The sequence below is a fragment of the Vibrio sp. 11-4(1) genome (genome assembly GCF_013048625.1).
Classification (GTDB): domain Bacteria; phylum Pseudomonadota; class Gammaproteobacteria; order Enterobacterales; family Vibrionaceae; genus Vibrio; species Vibrio diabolicus.
The window spans coordinates 289,165-312,053 of sequence record NZ_VHSY01000002.1 but is presented as its reverse complement, the minus strand read 5'-3'; the positions used below and the strand labels follow the sequence as shown (position 1 = coordinate 312,053).

Annotated in this window: 18 protein-coding genes; 6 read left to right on the top strand and 12 right to left on the bottom strand. The window is 44.4% G+C overall.

The genetic code is table 11. The features are described from left to right. Nucleotides 1-62 precede the first annotated feature (62 nt). Complete coding sequence (locus FKN16_RS04870) at nt 63-887, bottom strand: DUF2797 domain-containing protein (RefSeq protein WP_170902124.1); 825 nt, start codon at nt 885-887, stop codon at nt 63-65. Nucleotides 888-1,223: 336 nt separating this feature from the next. On the opposite strand from FKN16_RS04870, the gene FKN16_RS04865 reads away from it, so the two are divergent. Further along, on the top strand, nt 1,224-2,561 hold the full coding sequence (locus FKN16_RS04865) for a GGDEF domain-containing protein (protein WP_048626262.1): 1,338 nt from the start codon (nt 1,224-1,226) through the stop codon (nt 2,559-2,561). 142 nt (nt 2,562-2,703) lie between these two features. On the opposite strand, the gene FKN16_RS04860 is transcribed toward FKN16_RS04865, so the two are convergent. From FKN16_RS04860 to FKN16_RS04850, 3 genes are all read right to left on the bottom strand, one after another. Then, nucleotides 2,704-4,074, bottom strand: coding sequence for a DASS family sodium-coupled anion symporter (locus FKN16_RS04860; RefSeq protein WP_170902123.1), 1,371 nt, complete (start codon nt 4,072-4,074; stop codon nt 2,704-2,706). Between the two features lie 219 nt (nt 4,075-4,293). Next, entirely contained in the window at nt 4,294-5,028 is a 735-nt protein-coding gene (locus FKN16_RS04855) for an ElyC/SanA/YdcF family protein (protein WP_139060749.1), read from the bottom strand. A gap of 154 nt (nt 5,029-5,182) precedes the next feature. Continuing rightward, complete coding sequence (locus FKN16_RS04850; protein ID WP_005395857.1) at nt 5,183-6,871, bottom strand: NAD-dependent malic enzyme; 1,689 nt, start codon at nt 6,869-6,871, stop codon at nt 5,183-5,185. 213 nt (nt 6,872-7,084) lie between these two features. Here FKN16_RS04850 and FKN16_RS04845 point away from each other — a divergent pair, with 213 nt between their 5' ends. From FKN16_RS04845 to FKN16_RS04835, 3 genes are all read left to right on the top strand, one after another. Then, nucleotides 7,085-9,439 (top strand): helicase-related protein, encoded by a 2,355-nt coding sequence (locus FKN16_RS04845; RefSeq protein ID WP_170902313.1) that lies wholly within the window; start codon nt 7,085-7,087, stop codon nt 9,437-9,439. Nucleotides 9,440-9,727: 288 nt separating this feature from the next. Continuing rightward, nucleotides 9,728-10,105, top strand: a complete 378-nt coding sequence (locus tag FKN16_RS04840) for a transporter (protein ID WP_170902122.1) — start codon at nt 9,728-9,730, stop codon at nt 10,103-10,105. A 329-nt stretch (nt 10,106-10,434) separates the two neighbouring features. After that, entirely contained in the window at nt 10,435-12,108 is a 1,674-nt protein-coding gene (locus FKN16_RS04835; RefSeq protein ID WP_170902121.1) for an alkaline phosphatase D family protein, read from the top strand. Nucleotides 12,109-12,187: 79 nt separating this feature from the next. On the opposite strand, the gene FKN16_RS04830 is transcribed toward FKN16_RS04835, so the two are convergent. The 7 genes from FKN16_RS04830 to FKN16_RS04800 form a co-directional block, all read right to left on the bottom strand. Further along, the gene (locus FKN16_RS04830; protein WP_170902120.1) at nt 12,188-13,291 is read right to left on the bottom strand and encodes a phosphoribosylaminoimidazolesuccinocarboxamide synthase; all 1,104 of its coding nucleotides are present in this window, start codon (nt 13,289-13,291) and stop codon (nt 12,188-12,190) included. A gap of 204 nt (nt 13,292-13,495) precedes the next feature. After that, nucleotides 13,496-13,888, bottom strand: coding sequence for a SulA-like leucine-rich domain-containing protein (locus tag FKN16_RS04825; protein ID WP_109168452.1), 393 nt, complete (start codon nt 13,886-13,888; stop codon nt 13,496-13,498). Nucleotides 13,889-14,301: 413 nt separating this feature from the next. Beyond that, complete coding sequence (locus FKN16_RS04820; RefSeq protein WP_005377960.1) at nt 14,302-14,484, bottom strand: hypothetical protein; 183 nt, start codon at nt 14,482-14,484, stop codon at nt 14,302-14,304. A 177-nt stretch (nt 14,485-14,661) separates the two neighbouring features. Further along, on the bottom strand, nt 14,662-15,639 hold the full coding sequence (locus tag FKN16_RS04815) for a J domain-containing protein (protein WP_170902119.1): 978 nt from the start codon (nt 15,637-15,639) through the stop codon (nt 14,662-14,664). A gap of 76 nt (nt 15,640-15,715) precedes the next feature. Further along, on the bottom strand, nt 15,716-16,375 hold the full coding sequence (locus FKN16_RS04810; RefSeq protein WP_005377956.1) for an OmpA family protein: 660 nt from the start codon (nt 16,373-16,375) through the stop codon (nt 15,716-15,718). Nucleotides 16,376-16,592: 217 nt separating this feature from the next. Beyond that, complete coding sequence (locus tag FKN16_RS04805; RefSeq protein ID WP_005395879.1) at nt 16,593-17,288, bottom strand: DUF2786 domain-containing protein; 696 nt, start codon at nt 17,286-17,288, stop codon at nt 16,593-16,595. Nucleotides 17,289-17,497: 209 nt separating this feature from the next. Beyond that, nucleotides 17,498-18,178, bottom strand: coding sequence for a DUF3334 family protein (locus tag FKN16_RS04800; protein WP_006742601.1), 681 nt, complete (start codon nt 18,176-18,178; stop codon nt 17,498-17,500). Between the two features lie 264 nt (nt 18,179-18,442). On the opposite strand from FKN16_RS04800, the gene FKN16_RS04795 reads away from it, so the two are divergent. Beyond that, complete coding sequence (locus FKN16_RS04795; protein WP_170902118.1) at nt 18,443-21,478, top strand: FAD-binding and (Fe-S)-binding domain-containing protein; 3,036 nt, start codon at nt 18,443-18,445, stop codon at nt 21,476-21,478. A 73-nt stretch (nt 21,479-21,551) separates the two neighbouring features. Next, nucleotides 21,552-22,013, top strand: coding sequence for an isoprenylcysteine carboxylmethyltransferase family protein (locus tag FKN16_RS04790; RefSeq protein WP_005395882.1), 462 nt, complete (start codon nt 21,552-21,554; stop codon nt 22,011-22,013). A gap of 110 nt (nt 22,014-22,123) precedes the next feature. Here the strand turns inward: FKN16_RS04790 and FKN16_RS04785 are convergent, their stop codons facing one another. Further along, nucleotides 22,124-22,849 (bottom strand): DUF3581 domain-containing protein, encoded by a 726-nt coding sequence (locus FKN16_RS04785; RefSeq protein WP_005395883.1) that lies wholly within the window; start codon nt 22,847-22,849, stop codon nt 22,124-22,126. Nucleotides 22,850-22,889 lie beyond the last annotated feature (40 nt).

Here is a 22,889-nt window from a genome sequence, read left to right as displayed (position 1 = left end):
AAAAGCTCGAGTCAAACTCGAGCTTTTTCGTTTTTATTTCAATAAACCAGCTACATATAAAACTAGGCGCTTACTTCCACTTCATAGGAAGTGAATTTTCTTACGTTGATCACGCCAGTGTCAAAAATGAGGTATTGACCTTTGATGCCTTGCAAAGTACCAGTAACAACCGGGTTTTTATCGAAATTATGCGAGGTGATCTTAGTTGGGTGCTGTTGCACCGGATAGCTAAGGTCGGTAATGCTTTCGCTTAATACTTCAATTGCATCTTCACCGAATTGCTCTTTTATCTCAGCAATCTTGTCTTTGACTAAAGGCAATAGCTCAGCAAAACGATCTTGCAGTGCCATTGGTTCACCATCGCCTTTCAGCAGTGTGCGCCAATTGGTTTTATCTGCGATGTGTTTCGCCAGTTCAACTTCAATTAAACCGGAGATATGGCGAGTTTTTACCTTAAAAATTGGCAAACCCTGAGTCGCACCTTGATCAATCCAACGAGTTGGGATTTGCGTATGACGAGTGATACCAACTTTTAAGCTGGATGTATTGGATAGGTAGACAAAGTGATCCACCATGCAGTTCTCTTCGCCCCATTGTGGCTCGCGACAAGTCCCTTGGTCGTAGTGACAAGTCTCTGGTTTCATGATGCACATATCGCAGCTTGCTAGCTTTTTCATACAGACAAAACAATGGCCTTGCGAATAACTCTTTTTCGTTTTCTTATCACATGAGCAACAAAAAATATTGCCCGTGTGAGTCAGTGTGAGCGTTTTACCCAGAAACGGCGATAGATCAATCTCTTCCTCACCAACAGGTAGACGGTAACTAACAGCACCGTCCAGAGATGCACGCATTTTATTTAGCGTACCAGTTGCAATTAATGACATGACATTACTCATTATTGTGTTTTTGCACAGTATATCCGAAGTGGTGATGAGATGCAGGGTTGACAGACACATTAAAGCGAAATGTATCGTTCTGAAATGTTATGCACTGGCCTTCATGGGTTAGGAAATACGGCTGTGAAATGCTTCGCAAATAACAAGTGAACCGCATTTTTGAGAGATTTAAAAACGTGATAACGGTTCAAAACACGTTACCATGTATCGAAAGTAAGAACGAAGACTAAAAGTAATTTTGTTTCTTGATAAATGACTTTGTTTGAAGTTCGAAAAATCATTGAGTACATTGTGTTGTATATAAGCTGAGCAGGTCACTCGCCCATGAAGTGGATCCATAAATTTATCTTTGCCCTCTCTATTTGCACTATTAGTTTGGTTGCGCTTTATAGTGTTCTTGGCGATACACGAAAGCTGACCATTACACCAGAACATTTCAATATCTATGCGACTAAAGACGCCAGCGAAGGTGGCTTGAGTGAGGCTGATATTATTTACGATAAGCAAAGCCTAGTTCTCAGCTGTGACTTAAAGCAAAGCTCGTATGCTTGGCCTTATTGCGGAATCTCTGTTTATACCGATTCCACAACGCCAACACAGGGGATTGACCTTTCCAATTACCATACGATTCGATTGAAAGTGAGATATGAAGAGGCGGGGGTGGGGCCCAATCCGAGCCATGATTTGCGTTTATATCTGCGCAACTATAACCCTGAGTATTCCAAACCAGACGACGAGTACACTATTAAATACAATGGCATGCAGTTTTCTCCGTCCGGTTCAAACGACATCATCGAAATTCCGATTAAAAATTTACAGGTGATGACGTGGTGGTTAGTAGACAACAAAGTCGCGATTGAACATTCTGCACCTGAATTTTCAAACATTACACGTATTGATATCGCGACCGGATCTGGTGCGGCACTTGGCGAGCACAAAATTGTGATTGATAAAATTGAGTTTGAAGGCGCTTACCTTGCACAAGAAACGTTACTGTATGCGCTCTTACTCTCTTGGATGGCGCTTGGACTGGCATTTTCGCTGCACGAATTACGAAAAAATCGAGTCGCTTATGAAAAAGCGAAAAAACGTCATCGTCATTTAGAGAAGGTGAATGGTACGTTGCGAGCTCAAAACTATGAGTTTGCAGAGTTGGCGCATCGCGATGCGTTGACGGGAGCGATGAACCGTCACGCAGTGCAGCACTGGCTTGAGCAGCAATCACGGCAAGTTCGCTGGGGGCATAGTACATTCAGTATCCTTTATATGGATTTGGATAAATTTAAGAAGGTGAATGACAAATTTGGGCACCAAATGGGGGATGACATATTGCGCGAATTTGTCATGGTGGTGGCAAGTTCCATCTACCCAGATGACCGACTTGTTCGTTGGGGGGGAGAAGAATTTGTTGTATTTTGCCCTGACACCAATATTGAGCAAGCTGTGAAGAAGTCTGAAATGATTCGCAAAAATGTGGAGAGTCATTTGTGGGTACACGGTGAATCATTAACATGCAGCATTGGCGTTGCCCAAATGCAAAATGAACGCGTCTCAGAAACCATGGCGAGAGCAGACGAAGTTCTTTACCAAGCGAAGCGCAATGGTCGTAACCGGGTCGAGGTTCATTATGGTTTGCTTGCCTGCGAAAAGAAGCAAGCCTAACGATTCGTCACTCAAAGGAATTAAAAAAGGTGGCCAACTGGCCACCAAGAGGGAAACTGCTGAACACCACTTAGGGGGAAGTTTAGGTCATCGATATGATTACCGTGAGCAGCAGTGTAGTGCTAATCGAACTTGCTATTTTTTACCAGAACAACCAAGCGAAAAGCGTTAGTGCAGCAATACAGGCAATGTTTAAGACGAAGCCAATTCGCATCATTTCTTTTTGCTTGATATGACCCGTACCGAACACAATCGCATTTGGAGGCGTCGCAACTGGTAACATAAATGCACAAGAAGCGGCGACGGCAATCAATGCAGAGAGAATGACCGGAGACATGCCTAAGGCCTCTGCGATGGTTGCAAATACAGGGACCAGTAGTGCAGCACTAGCGGTGTTACTTGCAAACTCAGTCAAGAAGACAACAAAAGCAACCACTGCAAGAATCGTTAGGAGAATACCGGCTTGCTCAAGGAAGCCTGACAAGCTATGAGCCAAAAATACGCTTGTTCCGGTTGCTTTTAGAACGTTGCTCAAACAGATACCACCACCAAATAGGATTAACACACCCCAGTCGGTTGTTTTCTCAATATCTTTCCACTCGACGGCGCGAGAAGCCCCAAGCAGAAGGATCGCACCTATTGCGACAAGGGTATCGAACTTAGCGAAGCCACCTAGCATAGCGTTAATTGGCTTACTGAATATCCACAAAGTCACGGTCAGTAAGAAAATCGCCAGCGTAATCATTTTGCCGTTTGTCCACTCGACTGGTTGATGGTCAAGGTCAAACTTGTGGCTAAGGTCAGGCTTAGTCATGGTGTACAAAACGAGAATAGCGATTGGCATTAGTACTAATGAGATAGGCACACCGAGCTTCATCCACTCAGTAAAACTTAGGCTGACTTCAGCTGCTGCAATGGCGTTTGGTGGGCTACCAACCAGCGTTGCAATACCACCAATCGAAGCACTGTAAGCGATGCCGAGCAGAACAAACAAAAAGGTATTGTGATTTTTCTTCGCGTCTAGCTTTGTCATCACACCCAGTACAAGGGGCAGCATCATAGCGGCAGTGGCGGTGTTTGAAATCCACATTGACAGGCCAGCACTCACACCAAATAGCATGAATACAGCGACAGACATTTTGCCTCGTGCGAGTAACAGCACTTTATCAGCAATAGCTTGGTCTAACTTCTGTTTATGCAAAGCTGCAGCAAGTGCAAAACCACCTAAGAATAGAAAGATGATGGAGTTGGAGAAGTTGTTCAGTGCGGTCTGAGTGTTAAACACGCCTAAAAATACCGCAAGTAATGGTATGAGTAGCGCGGTTATGCTGACGTGAATCGCTTCGGTTAGCCAAAGAATAGCAACAAAAACTAAGATGCTCAGGCCGATTACTACTTGTGGCTCAAAGGGTAGGGTATTAAACAAGATAATGAACAATACGATATTCGCGTTCAAAATCATGCTGTTGCGAGTGAAGAACCAGTTCTTCAATGTCACAGCGAGTGCGGTCATGGGTAGTGCTCCTTTTGCATTGCCTTTTGTCGGTTTTTTTATGGCAAAGTAACTGACTTGTAGTTATTTATTGATTAAATGTTACTTGGAATGCAAAAAAGAGTTTTGCCTGAATCGTAGAGCAAATTAGAAAATGTGATGTTGAGAATTGGAAATGGGTAGAAAACTACCCATTTGTTTTATAGAAATGTTATTAGCCTTGTGAGCTGCGTGATTCCTCTATTCGACGGGAACTTGCAGAGGCTCATTAGAGATTTTTTCAGGCTCTTTTACTGCAACGATAGGCTCTTGAGGACCAAGAAACTTGGGCTGCGTATTAATAATGTAGAGGTCTAAAAAGGCTTTCACACGGGCGAGCAACTCTCGAATACGCATTGATGTTTTTTGTTTGTTTGTCGTAGGTCCTGCTACCGCAAGACACTGCGCATCAATGTTGTAAGCATCGGCAATAAACAGCGCTCGCTCACAATGAAAGCGCTGAGTCACAATCAGAAAGCGCTCCGAAGCAAAAATCTTTTTCGCCCTCACAATCGAATCTAGAGTACGAAAGCCAGCATAATCAAGGTGAATCACTTCCTCAGGCACGCCGGCTTTAAGTAAGTCGCGTTTCATCGTCCACGGTTCGTTGTAGGAGCGATGGGCGTTATCGCCACTCAATAAAAACTGTTTTACTTTGCCTTGGTTGTAAAGCTCAATCGCCGCATTAATACGATGAGTGTAGTAAGTGTTGAGGATCTTACCGATGTATTTACTGGTACCGAGAACTACAGCAACCTCATGTTGAGGTATTTGTTCGTATTCAGTGAAAATGCTTTCTTTGGCTTGTAAAACCACCCACCGGTCGATGGCAATAACAGAAACAAGCAGACTAAGTACAGAGATCGACAAAATCAAAGCAAGTCGCTTCCAGAAAAATTTCAGCTTCCACTTTGATCTTATGCGAGAAAACAACAAAACGTTTTATATCCTTAACTAAAAATGTAGTTCTCATCATATCTGATAGAAACAAAAAGAGAGAAGCCCATTTATGCCAAAATCTGGTTAGGATGATAAAAAAATAAAAGCCCCTACATGGTAGGGGCTAATTATTAAACGAAATGTCTCAAGCTTAAAACGCAGTGCGTTTGTAGCGACGGTAAACCGGTTGCCAGAACGATTGTTCAATCGCCACGTTTAATGCTTCATCAGTGATTTCTAATGCGACACCTTGTTCGATTGCCTTCTTACCAACAGCAAACGCGATCTTTTTCGATACCGAGTGAATCTCTTCCAACGGTGGAAGTAGTGCACCACGACCGTTGATTGCTAGAGGAGAGCATGTTGCGAGCGCACGGCTCGATTCCATTAGCATTTCGTCGGTGACACGTTTTGCGTTTACAGCAAGTACACCAAGGCCAATGCCAGGGAAGATGTAGCTGTTGTTACATTGTGCAATAGGGTAAGTGCGACCTTCATGAACCACAGGCTCAAATGGGCTACCTGTTGCAACCAGTGCTTCACCATTTGTCCAACGAATGATGTCGTTCGGTGTTGCTTCTACGCGGCTTGTTGGGTTCGACAGTGGGAAGACAATCGGACGCTTACAGTGTTTATGCATTTCTTCGATGACTTCTTGGCTAAATAGGCCAGGAGCACCAGAAACACCAATTAGTACCGTTGGCTTGGCGTTACGCATAACATCGAGTAGTGAGAAGCCATTTCCTTCATTTTCCCACTCTTTCGTATTGGTATGTTTCTGCACCAGGCGTTGTTGGAAATCAAGAAGGTTAGGCATGCCTTCTTGTAACAGACCCCAACGGTCAACCATGTAAACTTGTGAGCGAGCTTGCTCGTCAGAAATCCCTTCCGATACCATTTGTGCGATGATCGCTTCTGCGATACCGCAACCAGCAGAGCCAGCGCCCAAGAAGGTGATACGCTGTTTAGACAGCTGAGTGCCTGCTGCTTTACAGGCGGCAAGTAGAGAGCCAACAGTAACGGCCGCCGTGCCTTGAATATCATCATTGAAGCAGCACACGCGATCTTTGTAACGCTCAAGAAGAGGCATCGCATTTTTCTGAGCAAAGTCTTCGAACTGGATCAAGGCATCAGGCCAACGGCGCTGTACTGCTTGGATAAACTCTTCTACAAATGCATCGTATTCTGCACCCGTAATACGAGGGTGACGCCAACCCATGTACATCGGATCAGCTAAACGTTGTGGGTTATTCGTACCCACATCAAGCACGATTGGTAGCGTGTAAGCAGGGCTGATACCACCACACGCGGTATAAAGTGACAGTTTACCAATAGGAATGCCCATGCCGCCGATACCTTGGTCACCCAAGCCAAGGATACGTTCACCATCTGTCACAACAATCACTTTAACGTTGTGGTTTGCTGCATTATTCAGCAAGTCGTCAATACGGTCACGGTTCGGATATGAAATGAATAGACCACGACCACGGCGGTAAATGTTAGAGAAGTTTTCACATGCTGCGCCGACAGTTGGCGTGTAGATGATAGGCATCATCTCTGAAATGTGGTTTTGCACTAGGCGGTAATACAGTGTTTCGTTGGTGTCTTGGATATTACGCAGATAAATGTGCTTATCCATATCGCTTTCGAAACTCTTGTATTGCTGGTAGGCACGTTCCACCTGCTCTTGGATTGTTTCGGTAGACTCTGGAAGCAAGCCTTCTAAGTTGAATGAACTACGTTCTTCAGCAGAGAATGCACTGCCTTTGTTCAAAAGAGGGGTTGCTAAAAGAGCCGGACCCGCATATGGAATATATAGTGGGCGTTTATCGTTGTTCATTGGGTGCCTTATGTAGGGTTGAAGGATGCGCACCAAATTTTAACGGGTTCACCATTTAGTTGTAAACATGCGTTGATGCACATCAATGTAATGTCGCAAAAAAACTCAGATACCGCCGAAAATATCGGCAATATTGGTTGTTTAGAGATACCTAAAGCAGGATTTTTTTACTTGGGTATAATGTTCTGCATCATCAAATCAAATCCAATTTCTATGTTTCAACTACCTATCGACAGCCTGCAAGCTGAGTTTGACCAACATGTGAACCAAAACCATCTCGTGGTGGAAGCCGAAACCGGGTCAGGTAAATCTACCCGTTTGCCTATGTGGGCGGCAAAACACGGACGCGTGCTGGTTATTGAACCACGTCGAATTGCTTGTACCTCGTTGGCTGAATATCTTGCGGAGCAATCTGGTGAGCCAATAGGTCGCAAAGTTGGTTACGCGATCAAGCTTCATGCCTACTTTGATGAAAAAACCGAAGTTGTATTTGTGACTCCGGGAGTCGCACTGCGTTGGTTTGCGGAAAACAAGCTAGCAGGCTTCGATATCGTGATAGTGGACGAATTTCACGAGCGACGCTGGGATATTGATCTATTAACCGCAATTTTGAAGCAAGAAAATCAACATCGGTTGATCGTCACTTCCGCTACGCTGGAGGGCGAAAAACTAGCGCGTTACCTGAATGCGAAGCGTCTGCGATCTGAAGGGCGTTGCTTTCCAGTCACGGTGACACATCGTTCTTTAGACAGCCGTTATTTACCGAATAAGAAGGGATGTGAACAAGAGGTTGTCAGAGCGGTAAAAGAAGCATTGGAAGATGAAGATGGCGATATTCTTGTTTTCCTGCCTGGACGCAAAGAGATCACCCAATGTGCTCAGATGTTACAAAGTTGCGGCGATGTCATGGTGGTCAAACTTCATGCCTCGGTTAGTGATGAAGAACGGCACCGCGCGTTAACTACGCAAAAACAACGAAAAGTCGTATTGGCAACCAATGTTGCGGAAACCTCCATAACGATACCTAACATCCGAGTTGTCATTGATAGCGGCTTAGAGCGTCGAACCATTCAACGTAACGGTCGCACAGCGTTAACGCTGACCCACATTTCTAAGGCCAGCGCCGCGCAGCGAATGGGGCGGGCGGGCCGTGTTGCTGAAGGAGCTTGTATTCGTCTATATGGTGAACACGCGCCTTTAGAATTAGTGACGCCTCCAGAATTGCACAGAGAAGAGCTCGTCGAGCCCATGCTGGCAGCGGCTTGTTGTGGATACCGTCTTTCAACACTCGATTTTCTCGACTCAATTCCTCCAAAGTCGCTAGAGGCATCTCATTCGACGTTGTTATCTATGGAAGCGATTGATGAAGGCGGCAATGTCACGCAGCACGGGAGAAAAGTATATCCACTACCCATTGATGCACTGTTTGCCGATCTTGTTACCAGAATTCAAGCGAAGCCAGAGAAGGAAGCAATGATTGATTTGGCTGCCGCCTTATCTGTGCCTGCGCAGCTCTATCAGCGACAAAGTGGCGAAGTCGCTGAGCTTCTATCTCAAGAGGAGCCATACGGATGTGATGCCTCTTTGCTTATCCGTTTGGTTCGGGGGGAGCGACTTCCGGGCATTGTCATTGATGCCAGCGCACTCGAAGAGGCACAAGGTTTAGCGAAACAAATGCGAGAAGTATTTGAATTACCGGAACTTGACGTTGCCTCTCGATATAACCGTGAAGCGCTCTTTTTCTCCCTCGCCTCATTACACCCTGAGCTTGTGTTTGTCCGACGAGCTCGTCGAAGAGATGCTCTAGGAAATGGAGTAGTCGAGATGCTGGTTGGGCGTAACAGCCGCTTTCCTGATAAAGAAGAAGCGGCCATTGTGCTAGATAGCCATAGCGTGCCAGGACGAGGCGTTAAGCAAACACTGAACCTCGCATCGGTCATGATGCCTATCCCGCTGACTTTGTTACGCGAACTTGAATTTGGGGAGTGGCAACAAGGTGAGACTAATTATGAAGAAGAGACGCCAAGAGCAACGATGCATTTGATCTACGCCGGACGAATAATCTGTACTGAACACCAAGCGTTACAAGGTGATGTTGCTGTTCAGTCTATTGTCGAAATGATAGAAGACGAGACACTGTTACCAGGTTTTGCTTCTCAAAGAAAACAACAAATCCAACACTGGAAACTCTACAACGCATTGGGCCTTAATGTCGAAGGAGAAGAGGTTAACGACTTGGCCTCCTTGACATTTTCTAGCTGGTTAAAGGATCAGTTGGAAACATTAGGCGTTGAAAATGTCGATGATATGGCGTTGTTTGAACCGGAAGACTTAACATTTAACGGTGTTCCAGAATGGGAATACGACGATTTCACGGAGCAGTACCCTTTAGAACTTTCGCTGCCAGAACTCCAACTGGATGTTGAGTATTACGCGTCTCGCAAGCTGGTACAGGTCATTTATCGAGAGGGAAACCGTAAGGGGGATCCAAAGCGTTGGGAGCTGCCACGCTGGGCTGGTTGGAAGATACAGTATAAAAAGGCCAGTCGAGTGATTGATGTGAAGTAGGTAGGCGGATGACGTTGTGACAAGAATTGATATTTTTTTGGTGAATCTATAATGATTTCATATTGATAGCGTTACTTACGTGTTGTTTTTAGTTTCTTAATTGAAATATTAATCAATTGAATGTTTATATATGGCGAAGCTGTACATCAGTTGTTACAAAGCTGGTTTTAATATTTCCTTTTGCATGTAAATTAGTGCATAAAAGACGAATGTTTTATATCCCATTGCTATATCAAAACAGTTGAACGATATTTGGTATATCTCATTTTCGAGTGTCGGGGGCATAGAATGGATCAACAAGGAAAGACGTGCATTGAATTCGACTACACTAGCTTTTTAGGGGCGACAGGTAGTAAAAAATGGACCTTTTTAGAGGCATTTGCCACCATCGCGCCTATTTTCGGTTTGATGTGGAAACAGAACATTGCGGAATTGAGCAAGCCTGAAGATCGGTTGTGGGATGCCGCATTAAAATCGATGTCTTCTCGTAAAAGTGATGAATCCAATTTGGTCCGCTTAACCCAGTTAGCTAAACATGAAGGGATCAATGAATTGCGAGTCGTTATGCCATATTCGCTCGATGTTCAGCAAATCGAGTACATAGAATCTCGCAGTCAGTTGAAAGTGGACACGTCAGAACAAGATATTCTTAACATCAAGTTTTAGGCAGAGTATTTCCACTTCATCGATGTACTACTTAACAATAGTGCAATGAAAAGCGACCTCAAAGTAGGTCGCTTTTTTATTTTGAGGTTTTTGTCACAGGTCTTGGAAGTGTGATGAATATAGAGTATTTGCACTTAAATTAACAAAAATGTAACGTTTGGAAATGCAATTGTCATAACTAGCTTCTAACTTTGTGTTTTTAGGACAAATTACCGACTAAGTGGTTGGTACTGTAAGTTCGAATTAACGTCCCTTATTGGCACACAAGGATGATTGAGTCACCACGTCATTTGGGCATAAAAACAAACACAATAAGAAAGGAAGTCAATATGTCTTTGTCTCGTCGAGACTTTATGAAAGCTGCCTCTTCAACGGCTATTGTTACCGGGCTGGTGGGCTGTGGTAGCGATGCTAGTGAGTCTGTTGCGGTTACCTTTGAGCACGGAGTGGCGAGTGGAGATCCTACTCAAACACAAGTAATCATTTGGACTCGTGTTACAACCTCAGCGAGCTACGCAGATGTAAGCTGGCAAGTTTCATCTAACGAAAATTTTACTGATATCGTGCAAAGTGGCACTTTTGCCACAGACACGAGCCGAGATTTCACGGTAAAAGTCGATGTTCAAAATCTCAACGCAAATTCTCGCTACTACTATCGATTCATGGTTGGAGATGTCACTAGCGAAGTCGGGCAAACTCAAACATTACCAAAGGATGGTGTAGAAAAGGCATCCATGGCGGTTGTTTCTTGTGCAAACTATCCTGCAGGCTATTTCCATGTGTATCGAGAGATCTTAAATCAACATGAACAAGACCCGTTTGATGTGGTGCTTCATCTCGGTGATTACATTTATGAGTATGGTGCTGGTGGCTACGCTAGTGAAGATGCTGAGGCACTAGGGCGAGAGCCAAGCAAAGGCACTGAATGTATTACCTTAGATGATTACCGAAAACGGTATGCGCAATATCGCCAAGATGCTGATCTGCAAGCGTTACATGCGAGCCTACCAATGATTGCTGTCTGGGATGACCATGAGCTTGCAAATGATACTTGGAAAAATGGTGCGGAAAACCATCAAGAAGAGGAAGGCAGTTTTAATGATCGTCGTGCAGCTGCGGCTGCCGCGTGGACAGAATGGTTGCCCGTTCGTGAAAACACTTTCTCAAACATGCTGATTTACCGTCAGTTTTCGTTTGGAAGCTTAGTCAATTTGATGATGCTCGATACGCGACTTGTGGGGCGTGATAAACCGTTGGATTACTTCTCGCTCAGCTCTCCAACGATGGAAGCGATTGGCGGTTTAGTTGCTCAGTCGCGCAGCGAAGACCGAGAGCTGTTAGGCGCTGACCAACTCGCTTGGCTGATGGATGCGTTCAGTACGCACGACGCAACTTGGAATGTGCTAGGGCAACAAGTGTTAATGTCTCGTATGGAGTTGCCAAGTTCGGTTATGGCCGCGATGTTTCAATTGTTTACTGCCACTGAAGAACAAAAAACAGAGGCGTTATTAGCAGTAAACTCTGCGATTACGGGTTACCTCTCTGACCCAAGTTCAGATACCATTGCTTTGCCATATAACCTAGATGCATGGGATGGTTACTACGTTGAGCGAGAGAAAGTTTATCAACTGGCCAAAGCCAACAGTGGTAACTTTGTCTGCTTGGCAGGAGATACGCACAACGCATGGGCAAGTGAGCTTAAAGACGTATCTAAGCATCCTATCGGGATAGAGTTTGCAACTAGCTCGGTGAGTTCCCCTAGGCTAGAGGCCTACCTAGCGTTAGATCCTGTTGCGATCGCTCAAATGGAATACACGTTGCCGCACTTAGTGTCAGAATTACAGTGGGCAGATATCAAACAGCGTGGCTTTATGCGCGTTACTTTTACACCCGACAAGGCAGAGTCGACCTGGTATTTCGTATCAACGATTAAAGACAAAACATATCACGTGACGACCAAGTCAGCCTCCACAACAGATGGCACTACGTTAAATATCGGCTAAACTGAGCCTAATACGAAAAAAGTCCGCAGGCTATTGCGGACTTTTTATTGGAAAGCGTTTAGCTAATCTAGCGACAGTTCTAGTCAATCAATCCGTATTCTTTGCTCAGTACTTCGATGATTTCCGCTTTCGGATTCTCACTCAAATGAATCGGCTTGCCTGTAATCTTCTCGGCAATACCAATGTAGGTGCTCGAAATCGCCATCAAAGATTCGACGGGTAAAGCATTATCACGAGCGAGTGCTTCGCGCTCTGGCATACGTTCTTTGTTTAGCAAGATATCTGGGTCAGGGAAGTGGTTAAGTAGGAACTGGCGGAAACCTTCTTTTGAGTTCTCTACGATGTGACCTGCTTGGTACTCTTTAGCATCCCATATACGAGACGAGTCTGGTGTACCCACTTCATCCATGTAAATCAGCTTTTCATTGCCAGCAGCATCATGAACATAACCAAATTCGAATTTGGTATCGACAAAGATTTGGTCGATTTCTTCTAACGCTTGGCTGATAACGTTAAAGCCTTCTTTCAGCAGTTTTTCGTAGAGTGCGATATCGTCGGCACTTGAGAAGTTAAATGCTTCGTAGTTGTCTACGATGTTTTGACGAGTAATATTCACGTCATCCGCTTCTGGCACACTGGGAATACCTTTTAGAATGCCTTTTGTGGATGGGGTCATTAGCAACTCTGGCAGTGCTTTGTCTTTTCCTAACCCTTCAGGAAGTTGGATTCCACAAAACTCGCGCTCGCCATTTGCGTAAGCGCGCCACATCGAACCCGTGATGTATTTGCGGCAGATGGCTTCGATTTTTACCGGTTTGGCTTTTTGTACAATCCAAACAAAAGGGTGAGGAATGTCTAGAATATGGCTATCTGCTAAGCCATTTTCTTTGAATAGTTTGAACCAGTGATTAGAAATCGCATTAAGCGCAGCCCCTTTACCTGGGACACCATTAAGACCACCTTCAGCATGCCAAATACAGTCGAATGCAGAGATTCGGTCGCTAATCACCATGATAGCCAAAGGCGCATCTGGAGCGACATCGTATCCTTTTTCTTTGATCAGTCGGGCGCTGTCTTCTTCAGTTAACCAGTAAACTGAACGAACTTTTCCGCTATGAACGGGTTTATGGGTGCGAATTGGCAGGTCGTCATTGACGGCAAGTACTTGATTAGCAAGGCTCATTGCGACATTCCTATCATCTTAATCAAACGTCAGAAAGAGAAGATATTCAGCAAAATGTGGGCGCTGAATAAATCGAATGTGGGCATCATACCAGAACTATTTTAACTCGCCAGAGAAAAAGCAAACGTTTGCCTGTTTTCTTTAATACAAAAAAAAGCCCCCTTAAAAAGGAGGCGAGATGCAGGATGGATAACGTCGAACTTATTAGTGGTACTTATTAACTCTGCCTTCGACGAAAAAGACTTCACACTGATAGCGCTGCGCCATGTCGTGCAACATCGATTGATTCATAAGTGCAATTTTATTTGATGCGACAACAGCACTGGCATTACCTGATCGGATGGCTTTGATCACGATCTCGACTTCTGAAAGCTGTTGAGAAGGCTTCATTTGAATCACGTTTCTACAGCAAATATTAGAAGCAGTGAGTTGTTCAAAGTCTGGGCGAGGGCAGTCTGCTGTAAACAAAATCCATTGTTTCTGCTGCGATAAAACAGCCAGCTTAGATAGAAGCTGATCCGAAACGGCCATGGGCTGAGTTGCTTGTGCCAATACGTTGTAACGAGAGTATGTATGAGATTGACTTTGTAACTGCATCTTACTGTTCCTTTATACATGCTGTATGTGTATACAGTAGTTTGTTTTAACGACCTGATCAACCCGTTTCTCAAAAGTTATTTGCGGTTTTTTGAGAAGGAAATAAAATAATTTTATCCTAAGTGGTTGAATTTATTTGGTTGTTTTTCATTTTTGATATGTCTAACATCAATTTAAAAATGTGAGGTGAGTAGAAAGTTGGACGAGATACATACAGGGGGTCACTACTGTATATACAGGTGTTTTTTCACGGACAGTGGTTTGTATCCAGTAGGAGAGTGGCTGATAGCCGATGCGACATGCTATGTAGGATAGGAGGGAATGCGAGATAGAGATTGGAAATAGGGCTTGGCCGATCAAAAAAGCGCCTTAAAAGGCGCCCTTGAAAATCAGTTCCGTTGATTCCGTCTTGCTTAGCTTGCTCGTTGCAATCGTTCGCGCATTTGCAATTCGCCTTGGTTAAATAGGCGCACGTCGATTTTTGCCATGTCGTAACAAGCTTTACATGAGTAATGGTGCTTGCCATCTAAATAATCGTGACGAGTTACAAGACTAGGTTTTTTACACCAATCACAGGTGCCTTCTTCAGTGAACATTGATTTTCTCCCCACCTAGATTAATTTGAGTCGTTAGGTGTTATTTTGCGCTGAGCATTATGGCATAAAAGCGAGACTTAAGTTAAATGTCTGTTAATTTGTTTGAGAGGGAGATCGATTGCGGCGCTTGATTATATGGCTCTAAAAGCATGCTAGCCAAAGTTTCCTGACCTGTTTTTACTGTTTTGTAACATTTTGTGAGACAAGCTTAAAGGCATGATTGAGTCGCTTCATTTCTTCTTCACTGCCTCTTGTGTCCGGATGATAAAGCTTTGATAGCTGTCTATAGCGTAGCTTTATTGCTTGTAAATCAGGGATGTGTTGTGGTGTGTAGCCAAACATGGCGCATGCGACGCTTAGCTTATGGTTCTCTGCTTGGGTTTTGGATTTCTTAAATTCTTTGAATACTTTCTCTAGCTGGCGTTTCAGTTGCTTGTTCGTAAACTCTAGCTCTTTTATTTTTTCCGCCATTCTCTGATTTTGGCTTTCCTCTTTGGCTTCAAGCGCTTTTCTATTCTGCTTAAGTTTCTTGATTACGAGAAAACTTAAGCCGCTGATGATGAGTATCGCCGCTAGCCAGATCAGCCATAAAAACTGCGAGTATTCTACGTTGGGTTTTGCAATTGTTGTGCTTTTCTCTTCTTGTGTTTGCTCCGCCTTTTTATCGAGCGATTTTATTTGTGAGACTTGTTTAGCTCGTAGTTGATTGAAGCGCTGCTCTAACAGTTGATTATAAGCCTGTTCTGCTGCTGGATTATGCTGAGAAGCCATTTGATACAAAGCTTCAGTCAATTGAGAAGCTGTGACCTTGTCTTGATTGTGCTGAATAAAGTTAGCGAGAAGAAAGCCACGATCGGTTGGGTCATTGAGTGCGATAGAGGTTAGCCAATATAACGCTTGTGTTTCATTTTTTTCGCCATATATCCCCTCAGCAAAGTCGTTCGCGAGCTGTTTTTGCGCAGGGAGGTAACCTTTGTTGGCGGATTGCTCTAGCCAGTAGCGTGTTTCTGTTGAGGCTTCCGCTTTGTTTGATGCCAATAATTGCTGTGCATACTCATATTGTTCTATGGGGTCATTTGGAGCTTGAGAGGCAAGCGAGTAACCAGAAAAGCTGAGGCTAAATAAGCAGAGTAGGGTAGACGTTTTGACAGACATTGATATGTCAGGCCTAACGATTATGGTTAGGCCTGCTCCGGTAATTTTTTATTATTACCGCTATGGTGCAACCAAATTACTTCAGTGGCAAGATCTGGATTTCAACACGACGGTTGCACGCACGACCTTCAGAAGTTTGGTTTGAGCAAATTGGGTTACGTTCGCCGTAGCCACGTGCAATTGCACGACCAGGTGCAACGTTTTGAGATACTAGGAATTGACGTACGGACTCTGCACGACGCTCAGACAACGTTTGGTTGTATGACTCACTGCCTGTGCTATCAGTGTAACCGTCGATAACAAGGCTGGTATCTGGGTATTCAACCAAGATGCGAGCAACACCGCGTAGAGTATTATGAATGCTAGCATCAAGCTGGTAAGAGCTTGAAGAGAAGCCGATACCATTTTCCATACGCAGTAAAAGCTGGTTCTCACCAACACGCTGAACCTGTACACCAGAGTTTAGCAAAGCGCGACGCAATTCTGCTTCTTGTTGGTCAAAGTAGTAACCAACGCCAGCGCCAGTCGCACCGCCTGCGGCCGCACCAATGAGCGCATGCTGACGACGTTCTTTAGCGTCATCGCCCGTTGCTAGACCGATTGCTGCACCAGCGATAGCACCAATAAGCGCGCCTTGCGTGGTTGAGTTAGTTTCGTATTCACCCGTTGTTGCATTTTGGCGTTGAGTGGCTTGACAGCCAGTAAGAGCTAGCACTAGAGCTAGTGCAATAGGCATCTTTTTCAAGGGAAAATCTCCGTATAAAACTGAGGCGAAACCATGCCTCATAATGGGATGCGAATTATGAATAAGTAAGCATTGATATTTGTTATGAGAAAGTAAGATTGATAAGAGTTTCTGTAAGAAAATTCTTATCGTTACTATCACAACTTCAAAAAGTAGGTCCCAATAACATTGGAATATTGGAACCTACGTCAATCAATTGCTGCTCTGGTTATTTCGATGGATTGCCCAACATTTTACGCGCTTGCTCGCCGCCAACACCACGGTTAACGGAGACTCTTCTACCTTTTTTCAAGCCCACTTCGTAGTCTTCGGTTAGGTTTTTCATCGCTTCTTTCAGTTGCTTCTTGAAGGTTTCGCGGTCAATGTTTTGGAATTCTTTATCAATATAATCATTGATTTTGTTGGCCGACTCTTCGTCTGGGGAAATGACTGGAAGTTTCTCTATCGCGCCCTCTACCCAACCAGATACAAATGAGTTCACGCGGCGAGTCACCTCTTGAGAAGAGGTGCCCGTACCTGCGAAGCTGTTTCGGAATTGTCCGGTACTTTCGTTCATCTCGCGATAAATAATATCGAAAGCAAATGCAGCAAAAATCGCGCGATCTGCTTCACCGATAAACTCGACACGTTTGAGCCCTTTGTGATTCAACAACACCGCTTCAACACCGAATTTAGTGTTAATGCCGCGAATCACTCGCAATATGGTAGAACTGATATTCGCTGGTAGTAGGTGGGAAGATTGTGTTTTCCCCATTCTGATAAACTCAATATCGTCTTTATCCAGACCATATTTGAGCATGAGGCGATGTGCCATTTTGATAGCATTGGCAGCCTCATTAACATTAGCGGAATTGCCCAGTTCTAAGCACTTGGCGATTTTTTTCAGAGCTTTTTGTTTATCCATCGACAACCAGTAACGAAAGCAGAAAATTTATGAAGTCAGACATATTACCTTTTTTGACATAAAAACGAAATACAAGGTGGGAGTGAAGGTGGTTTATGGACATAAAAAGAAGCCCCGCGGAAGGCGAGGCTAGGCGTTTTAGTTCGTCATAATCAGTATGAAGTCGTACTTGTGTCTAAGAAGCCATTCTTCATTAAGATTAGTTGGAATTACAACCCGAGCTGGTTGAGTAAATCATCGGCGTCATCGTTCGAACTCGACGATTTAGATTCTTTCTCAGCCATATTTTTACGTGTTGCTTCTAAAATATCGTCTGGATTTTCGTCTTCTGCGATTTCAAACTCTTCTAGTTGGATGAACTCAGTTTTGTCCATTGCCAACTCTAGGTAGAAAATGTTGTTATTTTCGGTGGAGAACGTCACTCGGCGAGCTTGAGGGCGGTCAAGGTTGGTATCCACTTGTAAGATGACTTGCTTATTCAGCGCCATCATTTTTGGCTGGTTTTGTGTGATGTTCGTTTGCAGCTCTTTACGAATTTTATTGGTGAAATCTCCAACCAGTTGGTTCATTAGTTCACCCAGAACATCTCCCACCTCGTCAGAAGTATGAGATATTGCCAGTTCTTCTTCTGGCATACCCATATTACGCATGTAGTTGGTGTAGATCTCTAATGCGGCTTTTGCCGTAAAATTAATTACGACTAGCCCGGTAAACCCGCCATCAAACAGAACAAAACAGCCAAAATCTGGCTTGAGGCTAGTCTTGTGGATTTTTTGCACCATTGCAGAGTAATTTACTTGAGAAGATGTCGCCGAAGTTAGGACGCCAGAAACAGACTGGCAAAGTTTGAGAAGGATATCTTCAGTGGTCACAATTTTATTTTTTTTCATTCTGAAAACTCATCTAGAAACGCGATTCGTTCCCCAATGTAAGGCATCAAGCGTGAAAAAATAAAGCATAAGTTTAATTATTGTATCGAGATTCTGATTTGCTCGTCTTTTTAAATGTTGTAAAGTGACGAAATTCAAAGAATATTACTTCACTTACTCTTTTGTGGTGTTTTGTTTCGCTGAACGCCAACTTGTATGAGAAGTGAGCAAATAATTACATAACCCGCAGCTGATCGGATTCAGCGTCGTAGGGGCAGGAAGCAAATGTTACCAAGATTACACTCGCAAACTGATGTCGATCCTCTTGTTCTTAGTTTTCTGAAAGAGCTTGAGCACGCCGGATTCACTGGTGATATCGAAAGCCAATATTCAAGCCGACTAGCGGTTGCCACTGACAACAGTGTTTACCAGCAACTTCCTCAGTCTGTCGTTCATCCCAAAACGACAGAAGATGTTTCTCTCCTCGGGAAACTGAGCAATAAAGAAAAGTACGAACGAATTACCTTTTCACCTCGTGGTGGCGGCACAGGGACCAATGGTCAGTCGCTAACCAAAGGTATTGTGGTGGATATGTCTCGCCACATGAACAAAGTGCTTGAGATTAATGAGAAAGAAGGCTGGGTTCGTGTACAAACTGGTGTAGTGAAAGACCAGTTAAATGATGCGGTTCGCCCTTACGGTTACTTCTTCTCTCCAGACTTATCTACCAGTAACCGTGCCACGATTGGCGGAATGGTCAACACCGATGCTTCTGGTCAAGGATCTCTGAAATACGGAAAAACATCCGATCATGTATTGTCGCTACAAGCGGTGTTTGCTGATGGTTCAGTTTTAGAGTCGGACTTGTCTCATGGTTACCCAAAAGAGGGCGAGTTTGCTGCCAAGGCGCTACGAGTAACGGAATCCGTATGTCGTGAAAAACGCCAGCAGATCGTGGATAAATTTCCTCCTCTCAACCGCTTCCTAACGGGCTATGACTTAAAGAACGCGCTAGATGAAGACGATGATCGTTTCGATATCACACGAGTACTGTGTGGCGCGGAAGGTTCATTGGCATTTATTACCGAAGCGAAGCTAAATCTGACGCCAATTCCGAAAGCACGTACTTTGGTTAACGTTAAATACAACAGCTTTGACTCTGCGCTGCGTAATGCACCGTTGATGGTCGAAGCGAAAGCGCTATCTGTAGAAACCGTTGACTCGAAAGTGCTTAATCTCGCGAAGCAAGATATCGTCTGGCACACCGTGAGTGATTTGCTTACCGATGTTCCAAATAAAGAGATGCTTGGCATCAATATGGTGGAATATGCAGGTCAGGACGAAGAAGAAGTTGCTGCGCAGGTTGCAGCGCTGACCGCCAAGCTTGATACAATGCTGGAAACAGAAGAAGCGGGCATCATCGGTTACCAAGTCTGTAACGATGTAGCGAGTATCGGGCGTATTTACAACATGCGTAAAAAAGCGGTGGGTTTGTTAGGTGCAGCAAAAGGTCGCGCTAAACCGGTCGCATTTGCTGAAGATACCTGTGTGCCACCAGAAAATCTGGCGGACTTCATTGTAGAGTTTCGAGAGCTGTTAGACAGCAAGTCTCTGAATTACGGCATGTTTGGTCACGTCGATGCCGGGGTGCTTCACGTACGTCCTGCGTTGGATTTGTGTGACCCGCACCAAGAAGCATTGATGCACGAAGTTTCTGATGAAGTGGTTAAGCTGGTGGCGAAATACGGCGGTTTGATGTGGGGTGAACACGGCAAAGGTTTCCGTTCAGAATATGGCCCTGAGTTTTTCGGTGACGAGTTGTTTACTGAGCTGAGACGTGTGAAGGCGGCATTCGATCCACACAACAAAATGAACCCGGGCAAAATCTGTACGCCGCTTGATAGTGATGCAGAGTTAGTAAAAGTTACCGATACCAAACGTGGTTACTTCGATCGTCAGATTGACGTTCAAGTACGTGACAGCTTTAAGCAAGCGATGGAGTGTAACGGTAACGGTTTGTGTTTTAACTACGATACCAGCTCGCCAATGTGTCCATCGATGAAAGTAACAGCCGATCGTCGTCATTCACCGAAAGGTCGTGCGGGTTTGGTTCGCGAGTGGTTGCGTCAGCTCACTGAACAAGGCATTGATATTCTTGACTTAGAAAAGCAAACGCTAGAAAACAGAACATCAATCAAAACCATGATTGACCGTGTACGTCATTCTATCAATCGTCGTCACGAATACGATTTCTCCCACGAAGTGTATGAAGCGATGAATGGTTGTTTAGCGTGTAAAGCGTGTGCGAGCCAGTGTCCGATTAAAGTCGACGTTCCGAGCTTCCGCTCACGCTTTTTAAACATTTATCACTCTCGTTACCAACGTCCAGCAAAAGATTATCTGGTTGCGAACATAGAGACTATGCTGCCGATGATGGCGAAAGCGCCAGGTGTCGTAAACGGTGTTTTGAAGCAGTCGTGGGTCAAGAGCTTAACGGCTTCAACAGTTGGGTATGTCGATGCGCCGTTGTTATCAGTACCTACATTGAAACAACGAGTAGAGTCGCTGACAACGCCTTATGATCTGCAAGCGCTCAGCGGTTTGTCTTCATCTGAAAAGAGCAAGCATGTTTTAATTGTTCAAGACCCATTCACTAGCTACTACGACGCCGATGTTGTAGAAGACTTCGTTAAATTATTGAAAAAGCTGGGCATGCATCCGGTGCTTCTGCCATTTAAGCCGAATGGTAAAGCACAACACATTAAAGGCTTTCTACGTCAGTTTAAGGATACAGCAGCTGATACCGCGAAGTTCTTGGCGATGGTAGCGGATTTGGATATTCCATTAGTTGGTGTCGACCCTGCATTGGTGCTGTGTTATCGAGATGAATACGCTGAAGTACTTGGCAGTAAGCGAGGTGATTTCGATGTACTAACGGCCCACGAATGGCTTTACCCAAGACTAGAAGCGTTTGAAAGCGGAGAGCATAAGGCGCAGGAACCTTGGTATCTGTTTGCGCACTGTACTGAAAAAACCAAAATGCCGAATGCGGAAAAAGAGTGGGGCGCTATTTTTGCTCACTTTGGTGCGGTTTTAAATACGGTACCGGTTGGTTGTTGTGGTATGGCGGGTACGTTTGGTCACGAGGTCGATAAGTTGTCGATGTCGAAAGACATTTACAATTTAAGCTGGAAGCCAAACCTAGATAAGTTAAATAACGAGAGATGTTTGATTACTGGCTACTCTTGCCGCAGCCAAGTGAAACGCTTTGAAGGAACAAAGCCCAAACATCCCGTTCAGGCGCTGTTAACTTTGATATAATCACATCAAATTAAGCCCAGTTTTACTGGGCTTTTTTAGAAGTCACATACAACAATTTCAAAGGATATGAATCTTGAGAAAACTTGAACTCAAAGTCCCACCTGTTGCGGTGTTTTTGTTGGTCATACTACTCATGTATGGACTGACAGTTCTGGTGCCGAGCCTGAATATTAGCGTGCCCTTTGTCGAGGTTGTGGTTGGCGGACTAACTTTGCTCTCTGGTTATATGGGCATTGCTGGTGTGTATGAATTCCATAAAGTAAAAACGACGGTTAACCCTGTAAAGCCTGACACGGCCTCTTCCGTGGTGAGAACTGGCGTATTTGCTTTTTCTCGCAACCCGATGTATATGGCGCTACTGCTTCTAATCATTGCAATTGGTTTGTGGTGGCAGCATTTGAGTGTGGTGCTTTGTGGCGTCGTATTTGTCAGTTATATGAATCGATTTCAAATCAAGCCAGAGGAACGTGTTCTAGAGCGATTGTTTGGTGAAGAGTATGTGGATTATAAAAACCACGTCCGCCGCTGGATCTAAGCATTGCGTTTAGTTTTATTTGGATGAGACATAAAAAGAAAGCCCAACGATCGACGTTGGGCTTTCTTTTAGTAAACACGTTTTTTGAGCGCTTCTGATAGGGCAGTCGATTAGGCTGCCTTAACGAACTTTGCTAGGAATGCATCCTTACGTTCATTGAAACGGCGTACAAGATCGTCAACCGCTTCTTGGTCATATGGCTTCAAGCCGCTTGCAACCATGCGTTTGATGCCTTTGCCAACGACTTCACCGTCTTCTTTGAACGCAAAGTTTAAGGTGACTACCCCACGTTTGCCTTCCACGTCGAACGTTGCGCCAGTGAAATCCACTTCAGGATGCGTAAGGTCTAAGCGTGAAAATTCAACTTCCATGCTTTCATAAATAACTAATGGACGTTGGCAGTTGATCATCATTTGCTTCTCTTCCATAAGAGGAACCATGATGTGAGGGAAGTTCATGCCAGAGAATTGCACGTAATTTGTTACGACATGCTCAATAAATGCGGGATCGTGATTAGTCTCACCTTCACGGGACATGTGTAAGTATTCTTTACCTGCCTCGTCAACAACGGCGCTTTCTTTTTCACACTTATTTTCAATATGAAGTGCTACACCATCGTTTACCATGCCAGAGAAGTTAAAACGCATCTTTTGGCTGACGCCTTCTTTACTAAGAAGCACAGCGAAAAGTAAATCCCCAGGGACACAAAAGCGTTTGTTGTCTTCATCGTGGATTGGGTTGTAGTCACCTGCGACACGTTTTGCAAAGTGGCTTGCTTGTTCGCGAGTGAACTGAAACTGGTGATTAGTGTTTGAAAAATAAGGTGTTAGAAACATAATTTTTACGTAGTAACCAAAACTGTGTGGGATTATATGC

Excerpts from the sequence above, each read along its gene's own strand:
- FKN16_RS04870 (WP_170902124.1), bottom strand. The coding sequence starts at position 887 with ATGTCATTAATTGCAACTGGTACGCTAAATAAAATGCGTGCATCTCTG.
- FKN16_RS04810 (WP_005377956.1), bottom strand. The coding sequence starts at position 16,375 with ATGCCTATTGCACTAGCTCTAGTGCTAGCTCTTACTGGCTGTCAAGCC.
- FKN16_RS04800 (WP_006742601.1), bottom strand. The coding sequence starts at position 18,178 with ATGAAAAAAAATAAAATTGTGACCACTGAAGATATCCTTCTCAAACTT.
- FKN16_RS04840 (WP_170902122.1), top strand. The coding sequence starts at position 9,728 with ATGGATCAACAAGGAAAGACGTGCATTGAATTCGACTACACTAGCTTT.
- FKN16_RS04795 (WP_170902118.1), top strand. The coding sequence starts at position 18,443 with ATGTTACCAAGATTACACTCGCAAACTGATGTCGATCCTCTTGTTCTT.
- FKN16_RS04825 (WP_109168452.1), bottom strand. The coding sequence starts at position 13,888 with ATGCAGTTACAAAGTCAATCTCATACATACTCTCGTTACAACGTATTG.
- FKN16_RS04850 (WP_005395857.1), bottom strand. The coding sequence starts at position 6,871 with ATGAACAACGATAAACGCCCACTATATATTCCATATGCGGGTCCGGCT.
- FKN16_RS04815 (WP_170902119.1), bottom strand. The coding sequence starts at position 15,639 with ATGTCTGTCAAAACGTCTACCCTACTCTGCTTATTTAGCCTCAGCTTT.
- FKN16_RS04860 (WP_170902123.1), bottom strand. The coding sequence starts at position 4,074 with ATGACCGCACTCGCTGTGACATTGAAGAACTGGTTCTTCACTCGCAAC.
- FKN16_RS04830 (WP_170902120.1), bottom strand. The coding sequence starts at position 13,291 with ATGAGCCTTGCTAATCAAGTACTTGCCGTCAATGACGACCTGCCAATT.
- FKN16_RS04785 (WP_005395883.1), bottom strand. The coding sequence starts at position 22,849 with ATGTTTCTAACACCTTATTTTTCAAACACTAATCACCAGTTTCAGTTC.
- FKN16_RS04820 (WP_005377960.1), bottom strand. The coding sequence starts at position 14,484 with ATGTTCACTGAAGAAGGCACCTGTGATTGGTGTAAAAAACCTAGTCTT.
- FKN16_RS04845 (WP_170902313.1), top strand. The coding sequence starts at position 7,085 with ATGTTTCAACTACCTATCGACAGCCTGCAAGCTGAGTTTGACCAACAT.
- FKN16_RS04835 (WP_170902121.1), top strand. The coding sequence starts at position 10,435 with ATGTCTTTGTCTCGTCGAGACTTTATGAAAGCTGCCTCTTCAACGGCT.
- FKN16_RS04865 (WP_048626262.1), top strand. The coding sequence starts at position 1,224 with ATGAAGTGGATCCATAAATTTATCTTTGCCCTCTCTATTTGCACTATT.
- FKN16_RS04805 (WP_005395879.1), bottom strand. The coding sequence starts at position 17,288 with ATGGATAAACAAAAAGCTCTGAAAAAAATCGCCAAGTGCTTAGAACTG.